The organism is Enterococcus raffinosus (genome assembly GCF_018917525.1).
Taxonomy (GTDB): Bacteria; Bacillota; Bacilli; order Lactobacillales; family Enterococcaceae; genus Enterococcus_A; species Enterococcus_A raffinosus_A.
Genome location: NZ_JAHLOS010000019.1, coordinates 13,984 through 33,722, shown reverse-complemented (window position 1 = coordinate 33,722; position 19,739 = coordinate 13,984). Strand labels below are relative to the sequence as shown.

The 19,739-nt window shown below is 38.2% G+C and carries 22 protein-coding genes; 8 read left to right on the top strand and 14 right to left on the bottom strand.

Annotation, left to right across the window (positions count from 1 at the left end):
• Positions 1 to 213: 213 nt before the first annotated feature.
• Positions 214 to 441: a hypothetical protein gene (locus tag KQI58_RS12780; protein WP_216409476.1), complete on the bottom strand. Its 228-nt coding sequence runs from the start codon at positions 439 to 441 to the stop codon at positions 214 to 216.
• Positions 442 to 558: 117 nt separating this feature from the next.
• Positions 559 to 1,035, bottom strand: a complete 477-nt coding sequence (locus KQI58_RS12775; protein ID WP_216409475.1) for a GAF domain-containing protein — start codon at positions 1,033 to 1,035, stop codon at positions 559 to 561.
• Between the two features lie 324 nt (positions 1,036 to 1,359).
• Between KQI58_RS12775 and KQI58_RS12770 the strand changes: the two genes are divergently transcribed.
• Both KQI58_RS12770 and KQI58_RS12765 read left to right on the top strand, forming a co-directional pair.
• A complete protein-coding gene (locus KQI58_RS12770; RefSeq protein WP_216409474.1) occupies positions 1,360 to 2,769 on the top strand; it encodes a peptidoglycan DD-metalloendopeptidase family protein in 1,410 nt (469 codons plus the stop codon).
• A gap of 84 nt (positions 2,770 to 2,853) precedes the next feature.
• A complete protein-coding gene (locus KQI58_RS12765) occupies positions 2,854 to 3,564 on the top strand; it encodes a DNA alkylation repair protein (protein ID WP_216409473.1) in 711 nt (236 codons plus the stop codon).
• A 43-nt stretch (positions 3,565 to 3,607) separates the two neighbouring features.
• Here KQI58_RS12765 and budA read toward each other — a convergent pair whose 3' ends face one another.
• The 4 genes from budA to KQI58_RS12745 form a co-directional block, all read right to left on the bottom strand.
• Positions 3,608 to 4,321, bottom strand: a complete 714-nt coding sequence (gene budA / locus KQI58_RS12760) for an acetolactate decarboxylase (protein WP_216409472.1) — start codon at positions 4,319 to 4,321, stop codon at positions 3,608 to 3,610.
• Between the two features lie 49 nt (positions 4,322 to 4,370).
• Entirely contained in the window at positions 4,371 to 6,023 is a 1,653-nt protein-coding gene (gene alsS / locus KQI58_RS12755) for an acetolactate synthase AlsS (RefSeq protein WP_216409471.1), read from the bottom strand.
• Positions 6,024 to 6,259: 236 nt separating this feature from the next.
• Positions 6,260 to 6,724 carry a tRNA (N6-threonylcarbamoyladenosine(37)-N6)-methyltransferase TrmO gene (gene tsaA, locus KQI58_RS12750; protein WP_216409470.1) on the bottom strand — a complete coding sequence of 155 codons (465 nt, stop codon included), beginning with the start codon at positions 6,722 to 6,724 and terminating at the stop codon, positions 6,260 to 6,262.
• 35 nt (positions 6,725 to 6,759) lie between these two features.
• Complete coding sequence (locus tag KQI58_RS12745) at positions 6,760 to 7,608, bottom strand: MerR family transcriptional regulator (protein ID WP_367397939.1); 849 nt, start codon at positions 7,606 to 7,608, stop codon at positions 6,760 to 6,762.
• A 133-nt stretch (positions 7,609 to 7,741) separates the two neighbouring features.
• Between KQI58_RS12745 and KQI58_RS12740 the strand changes: the two genes are divergently transcribed.
• The 5 genes from KQI58_RS12740 to KQI58_RS12720 all read left to right on the top strand — a co-directional run bounded on the left by KQI58_RS12740 (position 7,742) and on the right by KQI58_RS12720 (position 10,673).
• A complete protein-coding gene (locus tag KQI58_RS12740) occupies positions 7,742 to 8,605 on the top strand; it encodes an SPL family radical SAM protein (RefSeq protein ID WP_216409468.1) in 864 nt (287 codons plus the stop codon).
• Positions 8,606 to 8,685: 80 nt separating this feature from the next.
• Entirely contained in the window at positions 8,686 to 8,958 is a 273-nt protein-coding gene (locus KQI58_RS12735) for a hypothetical protein (protein WP_216409467.1), read from the top strand.
• A 17-nt stretch (positions 8,959 to 8,975) separates the two neighbouring features.
• Entirely contained in the window at positions 8,976 to 9,896 is a 921-nt protein-coding gene (locus KQI58_RS12730; RefSeq protein ID WP_216409466.1) for a LacI family DNA-binding transcriptional regulator, read from the top strand.
• A gap of 130 nt (positions 9,897 to 10,026) precedes the next feature.
• Positions 10,027 to 10,230: a helix-turn-helix transcriptional regulator gene (locus KQI58_RS12725; protein ID WP_102871086.1), complete on the top strand. Its 204-nt coding sequence runs from the start codon at positions 10,027 to 10,029 to the stop codon at positions 10,228 to 10,230.
• On the top strand, positions 10,227 to 10,673 hold the full coding sequence (locus KQI58_RS12720) for a hypothetical protein (RefSeq protein ID WP_216409465.1): 447 nt from the start codon (positions 10,227 to 10,229) through the stop codon (positions 10,671 to 10,673). Before KQI58_RS12725 ends, KQI58_RS12720 begins: the two co-directional genes overlap by 4 nt.
• A gap of 39 nt (positions 10,674 to 10,712) precedes the next feature.
• Here KQI58_RS12720 and abc-f read toward each other — a convergent pair whose 3' ends face one another.
• The 8 genes from abc-f to KQI58_RS12680 form a co-directional block, all read right to left on the bottom strand.
• Positions 10,713 to 12,209: a ribosomal protection-like ABC-F family protein gene (abc-f, locus tag KQI58_RS12715; RefSeq protein ID WP_216409464.1), complete on the bottom strand. Its 1,497-nt coding sequence runs from the start codon at positions 12,207 to 12,209 to the stop codon at positions 10,713 to 10,715.
• 438 nt (positions 12,210 to 12,647) lie between these two features.
• Positions 12,648 to 13,082: a GFA family protein gene (locus tag KQI58_RS12710; protein ID WP_216409463.1), complete on the bottom strand. Its 435-nt coding sequence runs from the start codon at positions 13,080 to 13,082 to the stop codon at positions 12,648 to 12,650.
• A gap of 62 nt (positions 13,083 to 13,144) precedes the next feature.
• Positions 13,145 to 13,936 carry a MerR family transcriptional regulator gene (locus KQI58_RS12705; protein ID WP_216409462.1) on the bottom strand — a complete coding sequence of 264 codons (792 nt, stop codon included), beginning with the start codon at positions 13,934 to 13,936 and terminating at the stop codon, positions 13,145 to 13,147.
• A 21-nt stretch (positions 13,937 to 13,957) separates the two neighbouring features.
• On the bottom strand, positions 13,958 to 15,148 hold the full coding sequence (locus tag KQI58_RS12700) for an MFS transporter (protein WP_216409461.1): 1,191 nt from the start codon (positions 15,146 to 15,148) through the stop codon (positions 13,958 to 13,960).
• Between the two features lie 156 nt (positions 15,149 to 15,304).
• On the bottom strand, positions 15,305 to 16,195 hold the full coding sequence (locus tag KQI58_RS12695) for an AraC family transcriptional regulator (protein WP_216409460.1): 891 nt from the start codon (positions 16,193 to 16,195) through the stop codon (positions 15,305 to 15,307).
• 77 nt (positions 16,196 to 16,272) lie between these two features.
• Positions 16,273 to 16,770 carry a GyrI-like domain-containing protein gene (locus KQI58_RS12690; protein ID WP_216409459.1) on the bottom strand — a complete coding sequence of 166 codons (498 nt, stop codon included), beginning with the start codon at positions 16,768 to 16,770 and terminating at the stop codon, positions 16,273 to 16,275.
• Between the two features lie 118 nt (positions 16,771 to 16,888).
• Positions 16,889 to 17,365 (bottom strand): MarR family winged helix-turn-helix transcriptional regulator, encoded by a 477-nt coding sequence (locus KQI58_RS12685; protein WP_216409458.1) that lies wholly within the window; start codon positions 17,363 to 17,365, stop codon positions 16,889 to 16,891.
• Positions 17,366 to 17,405: 40 nt separating this feature from the next.
• Positions 17,406 to 18,476 (bottom strand): alpha/beta fold hydrolase, encoded by a 1,071-nt coding sequence (locus KQI58_RS12680; RefSeq protein ID WP_253295941.1) that lies wholly within the window; start codon positions 18,474 to 18,476, stop codon positions 17,406 to 17,408.
• Between the two features lie 189 nt (positions 18,477 to 18,665).
• On the opposite strand from KQI58_RS12680, the gene KQI58_RS12675 reads away from it, so the two are divergent.
• Positions 18,666 to 19,640: a serine hydrolase domain-containing protein gene (locus KQI58_RS12675; protein WP_216409456.1), complete on the top strand. Its 975-nt coding sequence runs from the start codon at positions 18,666 to 18,668 to the stop codon at positions 19,638 to 19,640.
• The last annotated feature ends 99 nt before the right edge of the window (positions 19,641 to 19,739 follow it).

Sequence of the window (19,739 nt, the reverse complement as noted above, 5' to 3'; positions counted from 1 at the left end):
CTAGTAAATCCCATGGAATAGCCTTCCATGGGATTTTAAGTGCATATTCCAATCATTAAGTTCTTAATTAATAAGCAAAAACTATTTTTTTGAAAAAAACTAAAAAATATGGCTATGTTATTCAATAATTGTAAATCTGATTTACCTGAAAAATTGATACAAAAAAATCACTCAGAGATATTCTCGGAGTGATTTTTTAAACAGGACGGTCCGTTAACTAAAGAAACACTCTTTGGAAACAATCCCTGCTACTTCACTGTATTTAATTACTACTTGTCCATTTACTTGATCGATCTTATCTGCATCTAATCCGTAAAAGCGTTCAACATTCACGATGCAGCCGTTAGTATCTTTACGGATCACCTCTCCAATGATCGGCCGAGCAAAATCAGTCTTACGACATTCATAGCTTTCTCCAACAATAATCGCTTCTTTATTCATTAAACCACCTCATTAATGTTTTATACTACACTTATATAGTAGCATTAAGCGGAGTAAAATACTACATTAAGGGTGTTATTTATCAAATAACCATCTTTTTAGATAAATATTAAAATTTTAGTTTAAATTTTCCAGTAATAATGAGACGTATTGTTCCAAGTAAAACTGATCAATTTGATCGTACATAGCTATCTCGGAACTATCTAAATCCAATACGCCTATCAATTGTTCCCCCTTCTTCATTGGAACAACAATTTCTGATCGTGCAGCTGAATCACAAGCAATATAATTTTTGTGCTCCAGCACATTTTCCACGATTAATGTTTGGTTCTTCTCAGCCGCTTCCCCGCAAACACCTTTTCCCATTGCGATGTGAACACACGAAACATTTCCTTGAAATGGGCCCAAGATTAATTCATCGTTTTTAAAAAGGTAATACCCTGCAAAAACTGTTTCTTTTAATGTCTGATTTAATAAGGCAGATGAATTAGCCAAATTAGCTATCAAATCCGTTTCACCTTCTAATAATGCTTTTTGCTGCATCAACATTAATTTATAAGCCTCTTCTTTAGCTTCTTGATTTTCCCACCCCATGTTAATTCCTCCTGATCTGAAAATTTTTTAAGTAGATCAATTTCTCTAATCTGATTTATGAGAGTATTGATAACTTTCGGTTTATTTTACCGCAACTCCATGAATTACTCCATTGATTCAAATATAAGTTAATTCAATCAATTTTAGCATTCAAAAAACATTAAAACGGCGACTTGTCAAGCAGTTTCACGCTTAATTTCCTCTTGGAATATTTCATTATCATTACAATCTATACGGTTAGATAAAAATTCAAATACTTTAAACTTTTTCTTCATAAATTCTTATATAATTGAACGCGAAAGCTGAAAAAAGTGAGGGAATCCATTGATTAAGTTGAAAAAATACACGGCACTAACATTATGTGCCTTAACACTAACCACTACCCCATTAAGTGCATTAGCAGATGAATACGATCAAAAGATTGCCGATCAAGATAAGAAAATCTCTGATTTACAGCAAACTGAGCAATCTGCTGAGGATCAAAAAGCAGCGTTAGAACAGCAAGTTGCTGCGGTGGAACAAGAAGTAAATGCAGTCTTAAAAGATAAGACAAACGAGGAAAAGAAATTAAGCGATTTAACTGCTAAAATTGCTATTCTTCAAGAGAAAATCCAAAAACGTGATGAACAAATCAGAAATCAAGCTCGAGATGTTCAGACAAAACAGGATTCTGGTTCAATCGTTGATGCTGTGATTAACTCTAAATCACTTGGTGAAGCAGTCAAAAAGACAATGGCTGTCTCTACTATTTTAACAGCAAGCAAAAATATTATGGAACAACAAACCAAAGATAAAGCAGAATTAGAAAAGCTTGAAAAAGAAGCCGAACAACGTTTGCAGGTAATCAACAAGAAAACGGCGGAGTTAAAAGCCAAACAAGAGCAATTAGTTCAAACGAAATTGGATCAACAAGTGAAGATTAATGAGATCCAAGCAAGTATTGCTACTGAAAAAGACCAAAAAGATAAATATGAAAAACAAAAAGAAGAGGCTGAGAAGAAACGTCAAGCCGCTTTGAAAGCTTTAGAAGAACAACGTAAAAAAGAAGAAGAAGCTCGTGAAAAAGCACAAGCTGAAGCTGAAAAACAAGCGAAAAAAGCCGCAGAAGAAGCTCAAAAGGCTGCGGAAGAAGCCGAAAAACAAGCAGCTGAGGCGGAAACTGCAAAACAGAAACAAGAAGCGGAAATTGCTCAGCTCGAAGCTCAGAAACAAGAGCAAGAAGCGAAACAACAACAGCAGCAAGCACAAACAGTTACCGATGCTGGTGCTAGTCAGGTGACAACCAATCCGACGACCTCAACATCGAATACCTCTAAACCTGCGGCAACTAGCAGTGGTTGGGCTTCTCCGTTGTCAATTGGGTTAGTCGTTACAAGTCCATTTGGTCCACGCCAAGATCCAACAGGCGCATCTGGTACACAACACGATGGTATTGATTTTGCTGGTTCTGCTGGCACTCCAATCATGGCTTCTAAAGGTGGAACAGTCGTTGAAGCTGGTTTCCATTGGTCAGCTGGGAACCATGTGGTGATTCAGCATCCTGATGGTTACTACTCTTACTATATGCACATGGTCTCTGCACCAAGTGTTGGTGTTGGCTCATCAGTCAGTGCTGGTCAAGTATTAGGCGGTATGGGAACAACGGGAAATTCAACAGGCGTTCATCTACACTTTGGTGTATCAACAGCGTTATGGTCAGGCTTTGTAAACCCTGCCCCACTATTAGGAATTTAAAAAAACATTCAAAAAAGCAGAACAACAATCAGAATATCTCTGATCATTGTTCTGCTTTTTTATTCTTTGGAAAGGATGACAAATATGACGATTGATGAAATTCTGACTTATTTAAAAGAGGCTGCTTCAGAGAAATTCAAGGAGAACATTATCAAACTTGGCATTCCCGAGGAACAAACGCTCGGTGTTTCTACTGCTGAACTGCGTAAATTCGCTCGAAAAATTCCAAAAGAAAAGGATTTCTTAATGCAGCTATGGCAAACCAATTATCATGAATGTAAAATACTTGCCGTGCTGGCACTCAAGTCTAAAGACTGTAACGATCTAGATATCAACTATCTAATGGATGGAATCACTTCTTGGGATCTCTGTGATTTGTTCTGTAAAAATATTCTGATCAAACAAAATGATTTTGATCGTTACATTCAGAGTTGGATAAATTCTGATAAGCTGTATTTCAAGCGTGCCGCCTTTACACTTATCGCCAGTACCTCGACGCATGCTTCTCTTTCAATCTCTGAAATAAAAGCCTATTTAAAGCTGATCGAGAACAATTCAGATGACGATCGCTTATTAGTGAAAAAGGCCGCCTCTTGGGCTTTGAGAGAACTTGGCAAAACCAATTTAGAAGCTAAAGAGTTAGCAATCAAAACAGCCGAGACAATGCAAAAACAAACATCTAAACCAAAGCAATGGATCGCTAAGGATGCTCTGAAAGAGTTGACAGTTTTAGTCCAAGCCCCTGGTCGCTCTCGTTTAATCTCAGCAAAATCAAAAATGGGAAAAAATGCGTAAAATGACAGAAGCAAAAAATTAAAATTTGCTTCTGTCATTTTTTCTATTCTGCTTCTTCAATATCTTTTGAAATTTCGTCCAATTTGATCTCATTTGAGAGATAATCTGCATTCTCAGTTGGAAAGTGTTGTCGGAATTCGGCCAATTCCATAAGATCGATCGTTCCATCTGACAACTCAAAATCCAACACGTGACCGCCGAATTTCCGATCATCGCTAATGAAATGTAAATGGAATCCAGCAGCTGCGGCACCGTGAAATAATCTTGGTGTAAAGAAACCGACAATCGTTCCAGAAATATTATCAGCCTCAAATTCTGGTTGGTTTCGTGCAATTTCAACGAAACGCGGATATGGTTTCTCTTGTTTTGGTGCGACCCGCACATGCATATGTTTAAACTTGCCATTTATTTTGACAGCCGCAAATAGATTGTGGCTGATTTTTTCTAAAATATCCTCTTTTACATTATCATCAGAAACATCCATTAAATTAAATCGTTCATCCGACTCAAAATTAGTGACTGCCGCATATGGCGTCAATTCATCACCGAATAATTGATTGATTCTTCCCGTTTCATCAGCATGATAGATGACACCATCTAGGAAAATGACTTCCCCGTTTGAGCCTTCTAATGTTCCCAAACCAAAATCACCGTAATCTGATAAAGTACCGATTTTTTCTGTTCCATCCATTAAATCTTGCATCAAACCACCCAGTGTTCCATGCTGATAGATATAGCTTTTTGTTTTCACTGTCATGAGTAATCCCCTTCTTTTATTTTATTTCACAGATATTCACTAAGAAGGTCTAATAGAATTGATCAGGTAAAATTGTTTTACCTAATTCTTTATTATCTGAATAATCAATCGGAATATCGATGATTACCGGTCCTTCTGTGGTTAGCCCCTCTTGAATGGCTGTTTCTAATTCTGCTTTTGATGTTGCACGTAATCCTTTTGCTCCGAAAGCCTCTGCATATTTCACGAAATCTACAGGTCCAAAATGTACGCCTGACGAACGATCATATTTCATTTCTTCCTGAAATTCCACCATATTGTAGCTGCCATCATTCCAGATTAAGTGGATAATTTTTTGCTTCAAACGAACGGCTGTTTCTAATTCTTGGGCTGAGAATAAGAAGCCACCATCTCCGGAAACTGAGAATATTTGAGTATTTGGACGTACTAGTGCAGAAGAAATTGCCCATGGCAAAGCTACCCCTAATGTTTGCATCCCGTTACTGAAGAGCAGATGGCGTGGTTCATAACTGCGGAAATGACGAGCCATCCAAATATAGTGACTACCGACATCCACGGTTACTGTCATTTCATCTGTTACATTTTTTTGCAGCGTATCAATGACTTCTAGGGGATGAACGCGACCTTCTGCTGTTTCACTTTTATGTCTGCCGTTTGTTAATTTGTCTTGCAGGGTTGATAAATAGTGATCAGCATCCGCTGACAATTGGTAAGTGTCGATTGAATCACTTAATTTTTCAATCGTTCTGGCGATGCTGCCAATTAACTCAGCTTCTGGCTGCATGTATTGATCGATTTCCATAGGGACTTCATCAATTACTACAATACGTGCATCTTTCTCTGCATTCCAGTTTCTTGCTTCATACTCGATTGGGTCATAACCAATTGCTAGGACTAAATCACTACGCTTCAACAGCATATCACCTGGTTGATTGCGAAATAGTCCAACGCGGCCAAAGAAATGATTCTCTAACTCTCGTGAAATAATTCCCGCCCCTTGAAAGGTTTCAACGACTGGTAAACCAGTTTTTTCAACCAACTTTCGAATCGCAGCTGTTTCTTTTTTTCCGGATGCCCGCATACCGACTAATAATGTTGGTAATTTTGCATCACGGATTCGTTTAGTTAAGTCCGCAATATCTTCCTCTGAGGCTGCACCTAAAATCGGAGCAGATAATGGCTTAATCGCTTCTCCTTGCACTTCCCCATCCGTTACATCTTGAGGAATAGAGAGAAAACTAGCGCCTTTTTTAGCTGTTTTTGCAATTCGAAACGCATTCGCGATATTTTCTGATAAGGTTTCTGGATCTTGAATCTCAGAACTATATTTTGTGATAGGTGCAAACAGTGCTGCATTATCCATACTCTGATGAGTTAACTTTGAAAGGTCAGAACGTTTTACCTGACCAGCTAAAGCTAAAACAGGATCTCCTTCAGCTGTTGCAGTAACTAATCCTGTTGCTAAATTACTTGCTCCAGGGCCGCTGGTGGCGATCACAACCCCCGGTTCTCCAGTCAACCGTCCAATTGCTTGAGCCATAAACGCTGCGTTTTGTTCATGACGAGCTAAAATTAGTTGTGGCCCGTGATCCTCTAATGTATCAAAGACGCCATCAATCTTGGCACCAGGAATCCCAAAAATAAATGGAACATTATGATTTTCTAAACTACTTACAATGATTTCTGAACCCTTCTTGCTCACTGTATTACATCTCCTTAAAATCTGTATCAATTACATTTGATAATATAGCACTAATTCATTTATTTATCAATAATGAAACATCAATAGAAATTGTTTTATCAGAAAATCACTGAAATTTTCATTATTCTTGATTTTTTTTGCTTAAAAACGAAAAATGAACGATCATGCTCATTTAAAAAGACAAGCATGATCGTTCGATTGTTAAAGTGAAACTATTTTTTTAAAATTTTTCTACCCTATTCAGGAAAATTGAACTCTGCTCCCCAGTCAAAATTTCCCGAGCGTTCAAAGGATTGCGGCCAATGCGCGCACCACTCAGGTCCTTGAAAGGTTTCTAATACGTCAGAGCTTGCTGTATAAGGCTTAATATCTAGAATTGGACTGTCAGCTTCTGCATCTAAATATTCAAGATACACTTTGTTTCCCTGAATGCTGACAATTTTTGCTGCCGACAGCGCAATTGGATTCGGTCTAACGGGGCCTCTTGTAGCAAAAGTTCCTAGTTCTTCTGGTCCGTTTGTATAGGGCTTGCTGACTGTTGTTCCTCTAAGCTCCGGTATATCTAAATGATGGAACCAATACAAAACATACAAATGACTAAAATCATCCAAACCAATCAACCCGTCCTGGTATTCCGGCAACAACTCTAAATAAACGCCTGCATCCGTTTGTTTCACTTTGCCGATTTCTTTAATTTCCATGTTGATTCCCCCAATTATTTTTTGAGTCGCGACCTCTAATTAGAAGATAAATCCTCACGTTGCGTGAGAGTCAAGGAAATTAATGGAATTTGTAGTTCTGTCAAATACTCTTCTGGATTTTCTGTGTGTTCTGGACCCACATGACAAATTTGTCGTGTGGTTTTTACCATGCTGAATTCAGGATGTTCCTCTAGCCACTTAGCAAATGCTTGATAAGTTTCTGGAAGCTGATGATAGTTTCCTTCGACATACATGATTGCAGCATGCTCCAGTGCAGGAAGTTCTCGTACCTGCAACGGTTCCACTGCTTGGACATCTGAAAGAATCGCTACCTCAACATCCACGCCTTCCTCCAGGTATTCCTTATCATGAAAAATTGTCAAATTCTCATCAGGGCTAGTCGGAAAAGCAATTCCTTGTTTTTTTAACAGAGACATAAATTCTTCCCAAAGTAGTCCTTCATGATAAAAGCTCTTAATTCTCTTTCTCAAACTGACGATGGAGAAAGCTGGAATTTTCTTGATCGACACTTGGTATTTCCCTTTATGCTGCATCCGTTGAATCATTTGATGGATTTGCTGCTGACGGAATTGATCACGTTGAATTTCCTTTTCAATTTCACGATCTTTTTTTAATAAAGCTGCGGTAAAAATCTTCGGATCTTCTTGAATCAAGCTTTTGATTTCTTTCAAAGAAAACTTTAGCTCCCTCAGTAACACAATCTGGGCTAAAACTTCTAATTGTTTTACTGAGTAATAACGATAACCTGATTCTTCATCGACTACTTGCGGATGAAGCAGATCGATCTCATCATAATGGCGCAAGGTTCGAATCGACACCTGACCAAGCTGGGAGAACTCACCAATTTTCAGCAATAAAAACACCTCCACTACTCATTATACCGATACTTAAGATTGTTATCAGCAAAAATTTATGTGATAATAGATACGAACTCTTGTTCTTGTAAATTCAGGAAAACATGCTCAGACTGAAACAAATTAGAATGGATGGTGTACAATGCATTATAAAGAATATAAAACGATTTTATCAGCAAAAAACGGCTTGAATCTCTTTCGCGGCTGTACACATGGCTGCATTTATTGCGATAGCCGCAGTGACTGCTACCAAATCAATCATCCCTTCGAGGACATTGAAGTAAAAGCGAATGCATTAGAGATTTTCGAACAGGAGCTGCAAAGACGGCGAAAACCTTGTATGATTGGTACCGGAGCAATGACCGATCCTTACATTCAATTAGAGCCTCGATTAAAAATAACACGTGGCGCTTTGGAATTGATCGACAAGTATGAATTTGGTGTAGCAATCCAAACAAAATCCGCGCGAATCTTACGGGATCTCGAATTATTAACATCAATTAATCAAAAAACCAAAGCCGTTGTTGAAATGACTCTGACAACTTATGATGAAGAGATATGTAAAATCTTAGAGCCTTATGTTTCTACTACTAAGGAGCGATATGAAACCTTGCTGAGATTTAAAGAGGTCGGAGTCCCGACAGTTGTTTGGCTCTCCCCTATTTTGCCTTTTATTAACGACAGCGAAGAAAATCTTCGCGGTATTTTAGATTATTGTGTTCAAGCCGGAGTCAAGGGGATTCTTTGTTTTGGTTTTGGGGTAACTATGCGTGCTGGAAACCGTGAGTATTTCTACGATCAACTAGATAAACACTTTCCAGGAATGAAGAAAAAGTATCAATTTGCTTTTGGAGATAATTACGTATGTAACAGTCCTAATAATGATCGGTTAATGAGCATTTTCATCGAAACCTGTCAAAAACACAATATCCTTTGGCGAACAGAGGAAGTTTTCGGATATTTACATGAATTTGAAGATAAACGTGAACAGCTTTCACTATTTTAGAAAAATGAGCTAAAACGCTTGCTATGAAACTCGTTTCATAAATTATACTTCCTTTGTAAAGAAAATAAGGAGGAATTTTTATGAATACGTATGTGAAGGTCCAACAAGCTGAAACACAAGAACATTTTATCGTTTCCCTGCATTTTTCCGAAGACCAATTGAGACTTGTACGGAATCGTGGTTTCAAACGTCCAATCATTGAGAATCTTCAAAAAAGTGAAATCAAACATTTACTTATCAACGAAATGTTAGGTTGTCCAATCGTTAGTTTCTTTTATCAGGATCGTCGCTACACATTCTATCAATTCGGTCCTGCTGTCATCGAATATTTAAAAGAAAATTTAGCTGCTTAAACTAAAGAGGTGTTACTATGGCAAATATCCGCGATATCGCGAAAATTACTGGCTACTCTGTCTCCACGATTTCTCGTGTCATCAATAATCATCCTTACGTTGACGATGAAAAACGAGCAAAAGTACTGGAGGTAATGGCGGAGCTGAATTATGTGCCAAATCGTTCCGCTCAAAATCTGAGCTTTGGTAAAACAAAAAATATCGGTGTGATCCTACCTTTTGTGAACCATGAATATTACGATCAGATGCTCAGCGGTATCATGCAAGCGGCTTTTGACCATGGTTATCAAATCAGTTTGCTTCCGACCAACTACGATCAGGAATTGGAGAAACGTTATTTAGCTGAATTTGCAAAACGGGCCTTTGATGGATTAATTGTCACAACTAAGGCGAACTCAATCAAAGAATTTTTTGACTATTTTAAATACGGACCCATTATTTTTTGTGAAGAAATTCCGAATGCTGATGCCAGTTGCGTATACATCAATCTGAAACAATCCACCAAAGAAGCTTTTTCATATATGAAGGAAAAAGGCATTGAACGTCCTGGAATGACTTTGGGAAGAAGTAAAAATATTAGCCATAACTCAGAGTTTTCCATTCACAGCGCAAAAGAAATTTATCCTGATTTTGATGAAGCAAATATTTTTTGGGATTGCATCGTTTCAGAAGACGGTATTCAAGCTGCTGAATTTTTCAAAGATCGAAAAGTCGATGGCATCCTCACATTTGGCGATGAAATTGCCGCAACCATTTTACAGCAGTATAAAACAGATCGGCCTTTCATTATTGGTCGAGAGAATCTGCTGATTAGTGAAGTAATGGGCTTTTCTACTCTTGATCATCATTTGGCGGAATGCGGTAAGAAAGCCTTCGAGGCGTTTTATCATAATAAGCACGAAAAGCTCTGTATCTCTCACGATTTTATTAAACGCTAAACCGACTGAAGTATTTCCTCAGTCGGTTTTTTCTTTTCATAAAACGAATGGAAAGGAAGCTTTACATAAAAGCGAAAAGGGTTTATACTTATAGTATGGAAAGGAAGCTTTCCTTAAATGAGGTGAAGAAATGAAGAACCGCTTAGAAGAAATGCGCAAAGAACGCGGAATCAAGCAAGAGGAACTCGCTATTTCACTGGAAGTTTCTAGACAAACGATTGGATCATTGGAAAATGGCAGATACAATCCCTCGATCCTTTTAGCATTTAAGATTGCTCGCTATTTTAATGTCAGCATAGAGGATATTTTCATTTATGAGGAGGAAGAACAATGAAAAAATCAATGCTTTATACCGGATTTGTTTACTTCTTTGTCGGTATCATCAGCTTAGTCATTGCGTTAACGACCGCATACCCACTTGAAGCTTTGCTTTGGGGAATCACTGGAGCTGGAATCGCTACAGGTATTCGTTTGCTCGGAAAGTATTATTATTGGACGAAACCCGAACATAAAGCTGAATATGATGCGCGCCTACAAAATGAAGCGATTCAATTAAAGGATGAACGTAAGGTCATGTTGCGGGATAAAAGCGGACGTTTGGCCTATATAGCTATGATGCTTTTACAATTGATTTTAACTTTTATCTTTTCCATTCTAAGTATGCTTGAATATTTTTACCCATTTTCCAGGTATGCGTGTATTGGCATGAGTATTCTATTGATCATTCAATATGTCTTTGGGATTGTTGCTTATCGACGTTTGAGTAAATCTTTATAAAATTAACCAGCTGAAAGGAATTCTTCAGCTGGTTATTTCTTAGAGACTGATTCTCTTATCGCTAACCGCTTTGACGAAATATTCATCATGCTCGATCAGGATCATTGTTGGTTTAACTTGCTGCAGTAGTTCTAAAATTTGCTTTTGGTTGAAAACGTCGAGATAGTTCAGCGGTTCATCCCAAATATATAAATGTGCCGGTTGCGACAAAGATTTTGCCAATTCGACCTTCTTCCGCTGTCCCATGCTCATGTTTTGAATACAATTAGCAAAAACGTGCCGTTCCATTCCAAGTTTTCTCAGGTTGCTTAAGAACTGAGAATAATTTAACCCCTCTTTTTCTGCAAAATCCTCCAGCGTTCCTTGATTGCTTTCATAATTCTGACGGACTCGACTGATTTTCAATCCGTTTGCTCGATGAATCGTCCCTTTAATCTCTCCGCTAAATTCTCCTAGCAACGCGTCGATCAATGACGTTTTTCCACTGCCATTTTTTCCCGTAATTGCTAAACATTCGTTAAGTAATAACTCAAAACTCTTTCCTTTGAATAAGTTTTTTCCAGAATAACTTAACGATAGCTCCTCTACGTGCAAAATTCGACGATGATAAGTTGGTTCATAGGACATTTTTAATGCATCTACCGTTTCGATATTTTTTAGCAGCTTTTCCTTTTCAGTAATCTGTCCCTCTACCCGTTGAACGATTGCTTTTGAGCGCTTCATCATTCGGGCAGCATCCGCCCCAATTGCTCCGGGACTGACGCGGCGATATTCGGTATCGATAAAGCCCTTTGGTTTATTGGTTTTATCTTTCTCCCTAGAAAACGACCATTCTGCCTTTTCCTTCGCTGTTTTTTGCAATCTGGTGATTTCCTTCTTCAATTTACTATTTTGCGCCTGTTCATAGGCATCACGTTGAGCCTTTTGCTCTTCATAGGTTGTAAAGTTTCCTTGATAAAGAATCAATTGACTCTTCTCAATCGCTAAAATATGGTCCACGGTTTGATTTAAAAAGGTTCGATCATGGCTGACCAAAATATATCCTTGCTTTTTCTTTTGAAGGTAAGCTGCAACTTGTTGGCGGCCCTTCATATCCAAATGATTCGTTGGTTCATCGATTAATGGAAAGGAATAATCATCTAGAAATAACAGTGCCAAAAGAACTTTGGTCTGCTCCCCTCCTGACAATGTTGAGTACGGTCGCCAAAGCACATTTAAGTCGCATTGTAGCAACGTGAGTTCCCGCTCAATTTTCCAAATCTCTAACTCTTCATTTTCTGATAGTGCATAATAAGTTAATTGATTTGGATCGTTTATTTTTTTAGGAAAATAATTCATTTCCAGCTGATGAGTAATCTGCCCTTGATAGGGAATTTTTCCTCTTAACAAATTTAGCAATGTGGTTTTCCCTCGCCCATTCCGACCAACAAGACCCAACTTCCAATCAGCTGAAATAGTTAATTTTGCATCGTCGAACAGCAATGTTCCTAATTGATCATACCCAAATGTCAACCGGTCGATTTTTATGTTTGTCATTATAAACACCTCGCAATGACTTCAAATGAAGCCAAAAAAGACCCAGTTATTTCCGAAAAACTGGGTCGACGAGCTATTTTTAGACATTCGGGCCTTCAGAAAATAAGCCTTTTATGCACAAAAAGGAACCTCGCTGATTATCCACCAATTTTTCGAAAATCTGCACACTGCTCCCTTAGTCTCCAGAGGTACAGTCTTAATGCAGCTTCTCTACTTCACTGATGAATCAATCATTCGTGATCCCTCACTTTCCTTCTTATAATTTTACGATAGCATGAAAACGTTCTATCGTCAAAGTTTCTTAAGATTTCCTAGTGAGTATTACTAAAGGAGCTTGTCTAATTTAACTTGCTTTTTGAGTTATGGCGTTTGATTACCGCTTGAGTACCAAATGAAAACCTATCCTCCATAGAAGCAGAGGATAGGTCAAACAAGTTTTTATTCATTCGTATCGTGAAAATATTTTTCCTGAACCATTTGCATGATTTCTGCTTCAGTCAGTTTCTTCGTTTCATTAGCAAAATCATAATATTCTGGCTTTTGATCGTAATACACTTCTGTCGTTAAAGTAGCATCTGGCAAATCATCGAACAAATCAATGGGAATACTGTAGGCATCCGTTGGTAGCAAATGATAGAAAAGATTTGAACCACAATTTGAACAAAATCCTCTTTCAGCCCACTCTGACGATTTATATCTGCTGATCAAGTCTTCGGAATGAATGCGGATATTCTTTGCCGTTCCTGCTTCAACCGTCAAAAGCGGCCCTGATCCCCATTTTCGACACATAGAACAGTGACAGGCACCTACTTCTGAATGTACATCTATTACCTCAATTGATACATTCCCACATAAACAAGTTGCTGTTTTCATTCTCTTTCCTCCTTTTTCTTCCATTGTAATAAAAATGTTATTTGCAAACTTGATCTCATTTGTCATTTTTTTGTTGAAGTTTGCGAATTTTCTTTTGACCAAGTAATAAGCTGATTAATAATATTAGAAATTTGTATTCCTTCATTTTCTAGTTTTCTCAACTCATAGAGCCATCGATCTCCGACTGAGAATAACTCGTCTTGTTCAGGTTGATGCAAAGAAACCACTACATTTGTTTCTTTTCTATGATCGAAATCACTCATACTTCGATGAATGGCTGAGATACTATAGCCTGCTTGACGCAGCATGTAGATAACATGAAACCTAACTAGCATTTTTTCCGAATAGTAAGTAGTCTTCGTTGATTCGCAATGGTTTGCATGGACGAGCCCGTTTCTTTCCCAATTTCGCACCGCTTCAACAGTCACCCCAAAAATTTCAGCGACTTCTTTTCTGTTGTATCTTTTCTCTTTATTTTCGTTCTCTAAATTGTTTTGCATACTGCTCCAATCGAGTAATATTTTACCAGCCTTCTCAGCAAGCTCGATTTCGTTTCTGATAGCAGCAATATACTCTTCATAACGTCTTTGACTCATTTGCCAGTCTTGTTCAGCAATCGCATGCAATAGAGCATCACCTGTTTTTCTAATAGCTCTTTTTGTAAATGGATAGCCAAAGATTTTACGGCATATTTGCAGCTGCAACACGTGAAGTTCAGTAAATTCTCGATAACCATTTTTACTTCGCTGGGCTTTGCTGATATACGACAATTTTTCATATAAACGGATGGTATTAGGATGAACAGCAAACATTCGTGCTAAATCGATTACTCTATAAATGTTTCCTTTAGTCATTTTACCCCTCCCGTTAATCGTTTAACTTTGCATAGTAACGATCTTTTTTAAATAACTTATCCCTATTATAACCAAAACAGCTCCTGTAATGAGTAATATCTGTTGAACACGCATAATATCTGCCAAAGGACCAAAGAAAAAAATCGCAATCGGCATCGCGCTGGCTGTAATTACTTGAACTATTGAGAAAACCCTGCCCAAAAGCTTTGGATTTGCAGTTTGTTGAATTCTAACAGTTTGTAAGGTCACGATAATCGGTAGCAAAATCCCCGTGAGCCCTACTAAAATTTGATATACCCAAAAGTTGGAAGCCGATCCTTCTAAAACTAATAATAGTCCAAAGGATATCAGCAGGCAGGAAATTACTTTTGCTTTTTGTTTGACATCTCCAAAAAACGAGAGAGATAGACCGCCAATGATTGAACCAAGTCCCCAAATGATTTGGTTGAAACTTAATCGCCAAAGCTCATTTCCAAAACTGCGTTCAATTAGTAATGGGGCTAACGTAGCAGCTGGTGTAAACAGCACAAATGAAAGTGCATAAACCAACATGATTTGTCTCAATTGACGATGATGAAAGGTATAGGTTAGTCCCTTCTTTAAATCTGTCAAAATATCTGATCGTTGATCTTCAGAGATCTTTTTCTCTATTTTTAATCGAAGCATAATCAGAACGGCTGCTGCAGCCGATAAAATATCAATAATAAATGTCCAAACAAGGCCAAACTGATTTAATACTAGTCCGCCTAGCGCAGGAGCCAACAACATCATCGCGGAACCTAACGCTTGATTGATTCCCTGGACTCGTGCTAATTGATTCTCAGGTACTATTTCAGGAAAAAATGAAGTCACCGCAGGAGTCTGAACGCCAGCACCAATCGAGCGCAGCAGCGAAACAACTAAAATCAAATAAAGGTTTTTAAACGCTGAAATAAAAGCAATGACTAAAATGAATGTTGCTATAGCAATGAATGTGTCAGAAAGTATGATCAGCGTTTTCTTGCTATATCGATCTGCCAATACACCGCCCCATAAAGAAATCAAAGCCTGAGGCATCATCGAACATACAGTAACCATTGTCAGCCATACGCCTGATGAAGTCTCTAAAGTTATATACCAAATGATGGCGTAACTAACCAGTTGCGAACCAAAGAGAGAAATATTCTGACTCGCTAAAAACCAACCTATTCCTTTATTCATACATATATTCACTAAACTAACCTCCAATACTTTAATAAAAGATTAGCATGCCAATGCGAGGTGGTGTATGACTGTAAGCTTTACTTTTTGCTTATGATTTTAGTTATCTCCTTACTAAAGGATAAACAAAAAGCAAGGATTCATGACTCATCCTTGCTAAGTAGTTATTTACTTTTTGATTGGTAGCCAAATCTCTAAGCAAGCTTGACTCTCCAAAGACACATAGGTTTCTAATTCCGGACCATCGATTTTTTGATACTGGGTCTGCGGCAACCATGTATTGAAGATTTGCTGCTGTAACTGATAATAAGCATTTGAGACATTTTCTGTCTTACGATAATCATAGGGTTCGCTTACAAAAACAGCATACGTCTGATCAGGAATTTCCAGCGTTGGATATTCGGTTGAAATATCCTGATTTAAAACAAAACCAGTAAAATAATTTAAGTATCCCGACTTTGCTGGAGCGGGGTTGGCAATGGCAAAATAAGGCTCTCGCTTTAAGCCAAAAAAATTCTTACGGGTCGCATCACTTTCAGCAAATGTCCGCAAATGCCGATCTCTAAAAAATTGCTCCCATTGTTTTCCGGTATTTTTGAACAACTCATCTTCTAAAAGAAGCTCCTTCATTTTCCCAACCACCGTAAAACTCGGCAAATGTTCAATATGATAATTTAGTGTTTTGCCACCGTTAATCTGGATATCCAAACGAATCTGCGGAAAGAAATTAATCGCCGCGTCAATCAATTTTGCCCGGCTTGGTGCGAGCCCGTGAAATTTAGAAAAGGCACGATTAAAAGCAGAACGATTGGCATAACCGCATAATTCAGACACTTCATCAATTGGAATTTCCTGACGTAATAAATCCACCGCTTCGGAAAGACGCCGATTGCGCAAGTAAGTTGAAAAAGAAAAACCTGTTAAATAGGTAAAAAAACGATGGAAAGTATATTCTGAAAGCAAGGCTTTTTTCGCTAAATCCTTAAGTATGATATCTTCAAACAAATGATTTTCAATATACGCTAACGTAGCCGAAAAACGTTCAAGGTCTTTTGACATGAAACTCCTCCTGTAATTCTCTTTAATAAGAATAGCATATCGAGGAAAAGTTACGAACCCTTACTTGTTTATCTTGGCTATTTTCTTCGGACAGGTACCCAGATTTCAACCTCATCGCCTTGGCCGTAAACTTCCAAATCCGGTCCACCGGAAACCATCTCACCGGTTGCATAGCCTGTATTCAACAATTCATAGTCACTTGTCTGTGCTGCCCATTGGGTTACGATCGCAAACTGTGTTTTTCCAGAGGTTTTTCTGGTACACGGAAAAACGGCCCAACTATTTGCCGGTACTTCTACTTCTGTTAACTCTTCAGGTATTTCACTGGTGGTTGCGACTGCAATATAATAGTCGAACTTTTTAGCATCCGTAGTGTCCACGTTATAAAAACTGGCACCAATTAAACCATAAGGTTCATGGTTGATCAACGGCAATAGTAGCTCATGCTTTCCAGAAGACATAACTTCATTCCAAAGAGCTGGACAATCCTTCATTCCCTGCTGCTTTTCATTGGTGGAGGCTTTTTTAAAACCTGCTAACTTAAAACTGTCTAATTCTACGATTCGATAGTCCATAACTAATCCCTCTCTTTCTTTTCACCACTATAGCAAACCCTTCTTGATTTCCTTTTATCCTTTTTGAAGCAAAAAAAGAGAAAGACACAATCGCTATTCAACGATTGTGTCTAATCTTTTATAATTTCCTTCCGTCTGCTTCAAAGCCATCTTGGACTTCGCCATCAAATTGGTAAAGCTTCTTAAGCAAGGTCCAAAGCTGTGTTAGTTCTTCTTCGGAAAAGGCTTTGAATGTATTTTGTAGGAACATCCAGCCCTGTTTATTGGCTTCTTCAAAAATTTTTTTGCCTTTTTTGGTAATTATGATATTAACGGCACGTGCATCACTTTTACTTTTTTCTGACGTTAAATACTCTTTATTTTTCAAATTATTAATTATTTGAGCCGTACTTTGCTTTGTTGCGCCAAGCTTAGAGGCAATCGCGTTCAGGGTTACCTCTTCTTTAGGAATGTGGGCAATCGCAATCAATGCCATCAGTTGTCTGGTAGTCAATTCTCTCATAGATTCGTCACCTGCAGCCTGAAGCTTATTCGTCACCGAAAACAAGGTCGCATAGGTTTGAGAAATTAAAAACAGACGATCATCATTTTCCATCTGATCACTCTCCTCGTAAATCATCATACCACAGGAAGTTCTACGGTTGCTGTTCTATCCGAGTTTTGATAGTCTTAACTGCATTGTAGAAGGCTTCCGTTTCTTCATAATTCGGACTATGAGCGGATTTTTCAAAGGTAATGAATTCTTTATCTGGTGCTTTAACCTTACTGAAGTATTCTTTTGCTAATTGATAGGAGACTTGGTAGTCATACTTTCCATGTAACCCATACACCGGAACGTCCAATTCGGGCACCGACTCTAATAAATTATCAGTTGAATAGTCCTCGTTATCCAGTTTTTCATTTGATAAGGGCATGCCTTTGATAGCGTTAATCTTTTCAGTCAAAGTATAGCCCTTGAAAAATATCAGATGCTTGATCATCGTCATTAACGATGGACCCTCATGACGAATCCCTACGCCATATTCTTCTAAAAGCAAATTATACGCAGGAGCTTCTGGATCAAATGTTTCCAATTTTTTCAATGCTTTTTTATCATCAATTTTCTTGGCATGGCTCCGCAGGTAATCATAAGCAAGTTTCTGTCCTTTCTTTTGCTGGACAGGCTGACCGATTCCTATATAGGCTGAATAGAGTTCTGGATTCTTTTGTACGGTCTTTATTCCTAAGTAAGCACCCCAAGAATGTCCCATTAAGTAAATTTTTTCTTGCTTAAAACGTCCACGCAAATAATTCGTCACTTCAACCGTATCTTTCATCAGCCGATCTTTGGTGATTGTTTTACTGTCCAGTTCTTTCGTATTAGACATTCCTGTTCCCCGTTGATCCCAGTAACAAACCACAAACTCCTTTTCCAATCGCTTTTGCGTTTCCCAAGCTTCCGACATAGCAAACTCGGGTGTCCCAGGCCCACCATGCAGGAAAAGCAACACAGGTTTTGTCTGATCTTCTCCTCGAATAAACATCCCTTGCTTGATTCCGCCGATTTTGACAAATTTCTTTTCACTGATACTGCCTTCAATCGTTTCGCCTTTTTCATTTTTCAAATCTACCAGCTCTCCCGGACTGTTAAATAAGACGATTAAAAATCCGCCAACTAATCCTGCTACCAACAAAGCTAAAATTGATAAAACCACTTTTTTCACCATCATCATTTCTCCTCATCTGAATTTAGTCATTATAATTACTACATTAGAATAGCATGCTCCTCTGTAGAATGAATCCGTCTTAAGTCGTAATAATCAACTATTTGAAGAAATTTTAAAATAACACTTGATTATGATTTTTAATGATATTACTCTAACTATAGAAGGCGCCTTCGGAAATGGAGGAAAACAATGAACGAAGAAAAATTCAAGACAATTCAACAAAAGATCGAAAAGGACTATGAGAACATTACAGGGATTATTGTGCAAAAAAATAACCAACTACTGTATGAGCACTATTTTAATGACTGTGATGCTGCAAGCAAGATTCATGTCTATTCCATCTCAAAAAGTATTCTTTCACTATTGTTTGGTATTGCTCAAGCGCAAGAGACAATCGGTGAACTAGACCGTCCAATTTTAGACTACTTCCCGGAATTTCAACCGAAGGATGCCAACCTTAAACAGATTACCTTGGAAAACTTACTGACGATGACGACACCCTATAAATACAAGAATGGACCACTAGCTTATATCAAGTATTTCACTAGTAAAGATTGGACTAAATTTACTTTAAAGCAGCTGGGCGGAAAACAGCCGATCGGGCAATTCAACTACACTCCTTTGATTGGTCCGGATCTATTATCAGCGATTCTAGCCCGTTCAACAAAACAGAGTGTCTTAGAATTTGCACGTAAAGAACTCTTTAAACCTTTGGGTATCAATGTTGAAAAAGCAATTCGCTTAAACAGTGCGAAAGAGCAAACCAAATTCAATCAATCCACTACTGAAAATGGCTGGGTGGAAGACACAACTGGTCTAAATTCTGGTGGATGGGGCCTCACGCTTTCAACCCGTGATATGACTACAATTGGCCAACTGATCTTAAATCAAGGAAACTGGGGAAATCAACAGCTGGTTCCTAAAGATTGGTTAGAAAAAATGCAGCAAAAGCACAGTCACTGGGAGCAAGAACAGCTAGATTACGGATATCTGTGGTGGATCATCGATCCTACTAAGCCAATCATCGCAGCTATGGGAGATGGTGGTAATGTTATCTATATTGACCATGAGCAGCAGCTGGTTATTGCGATCACCGCTCTTTTCAAAGAGAATGTCTATGACCGCATTGCATTTATTCAGCAGGATATTTTACCTTTGGTATAAAATAGGAAAGGCTTCATGAACTCGCTCAGCTTTTGAGCAATAAGACCAAAATATTTTTAAATTGCTCCTCAAATTTAGAAATATTTTTGCTTATTGCCG

What these genes read in the sequence shown, in the direction of transcription:
- KQI58_RS12725 (WP_102871086.1), top strand. Translation starts at nt 10,027, where the DNA reads ATGAAGAACCGCTTAGAAGAAATGCGCAAAGAACGCGGAATCAAGCAA.
- tsaA (WP_216409470.1), bottom strand. Translation starts at nt 6,724, where the DNA reads ATGGAAATTAAAGAAATCGGCAAAGTGAAACAAACGGATGCAGGCGTT.
- KQI58_RS12675 (WP_216409456.1), top strand. Translation starts at nt 18,666, where the DNA reads ATGAACGAAGAAAAATTCAAGACAATTCAACAAAAGATCGAAAAGGAC.
- KQI58_RS12705 (WP_216409462.1), bottom strand. Translation starts at nt 13,936, where the DNA reads ATGACTAAAGGAAACATTTATAGAGTAATCGATTTAGCACGAATGTTT.
- KQI58_RS12680 (WP_253295941.1), bottom strand. Translation starts at nt 18,476, where the DNA reads ATGGTGAAAAAAGTGGTTTTATCAATTTTAGCTTTGTTGGTAGCAGGA.
- abc-f (WP_216409464.1), bottom strand. Translation starts at nt 12,209, where the DNA reads ATGACAAACATAAAAATCGACCGGTTGACATTTGGGTATGATCAATTA.
- KQI58_RS12720 (WP_216409465.1), top strand. Translation starts at nt 10,227, where the DNA reads ATGAAAAAATCAATGCTTTATACCGGATTTGTTTACTTCTTTGTCGGT.
- KQI58_RS12765 (WP_216409473.1), top strand. Translation starts at nt 2,854, where the DNA reads ATGACGATTGATGAAATTCTGACTTATTTAAAAGAGGCTGCTTCAGAG.
- KQI58_RS12780 (WP_216409476.1), bottom strand. Translation starts at nt 441, where the DNA reads ATGAATAAAGAAGCGATTATTGTTGGAGAAAGCTATGAATGTCGTAAG.
- KQI58_RS12695 (WP_216409460.1), bottom strand. Translation starts at nt 16,195, where the DNA reads ATGTCAAAAGACCTTGAACGTTTTTCGGCTACGTTAGCGTATATTGAA.
- KQI58_RS12740 (WP_216409468.1), top strand. Translation starts at nt 7,742, where the DNA reads ATGCATTATAAAGAATATAAAACGATTTTATCAGCAAAAAACGGCTTG.
- budA (WP_216409472.1), bottom strand. Translation starts at nt 4,321, where the DNA reads ATGACAGTGAAAACAAAAAGCTATATCTATCAGCATGGAACACTGGGT.
- KQI58_RS12710 (WP_216409463.1), bottom strand. Translation starts at nt 13,082, where the DNA reads ATGAAAACAGCAACTTGTTTATGTGGGAATGTATCAATTGAGGTAATA.
- KQI58_RS12685 (WP_216409458.1), bottom strand. Translation starts at nt 17,365, where the DNA reads ATGGAAAATGATGATCGTCTGTTTTTAATTTCTCAAACCTATGCGACC.
- KQI58_RS12775 (WP_216409475.1), bottom strand. Translation starts at nt 1,035, where the DNA reads ATGGGGTGGGAAAATCAAGAAGCTAAAGAAGAGGCTTATAAATTAATG.
- KQI58_RS12690 (WP_216409459.1), bottom strand. Translation starts at nt 16,770, where the DNA reads ATGGACTATCGAATCGTAGAATTAGACAGTTTTAAGTTAGCAGGTTTT.
- KQI58_RS12735 (WP_216409467.1), top strand. Translation starts at nt 8,686, where the DNA reads ATGAATACGTATGTGAAGGTCCAACAAGCTGAAACACAAGAACATTTT.
- KQI58_RS12730 (WP_216409466.1), top strand. Translation starts at nt 8,976, where the DNA reads ATGGCAAATATCCGCGATATCGCGAAAATTACTGGCTACTCTGTCTCC.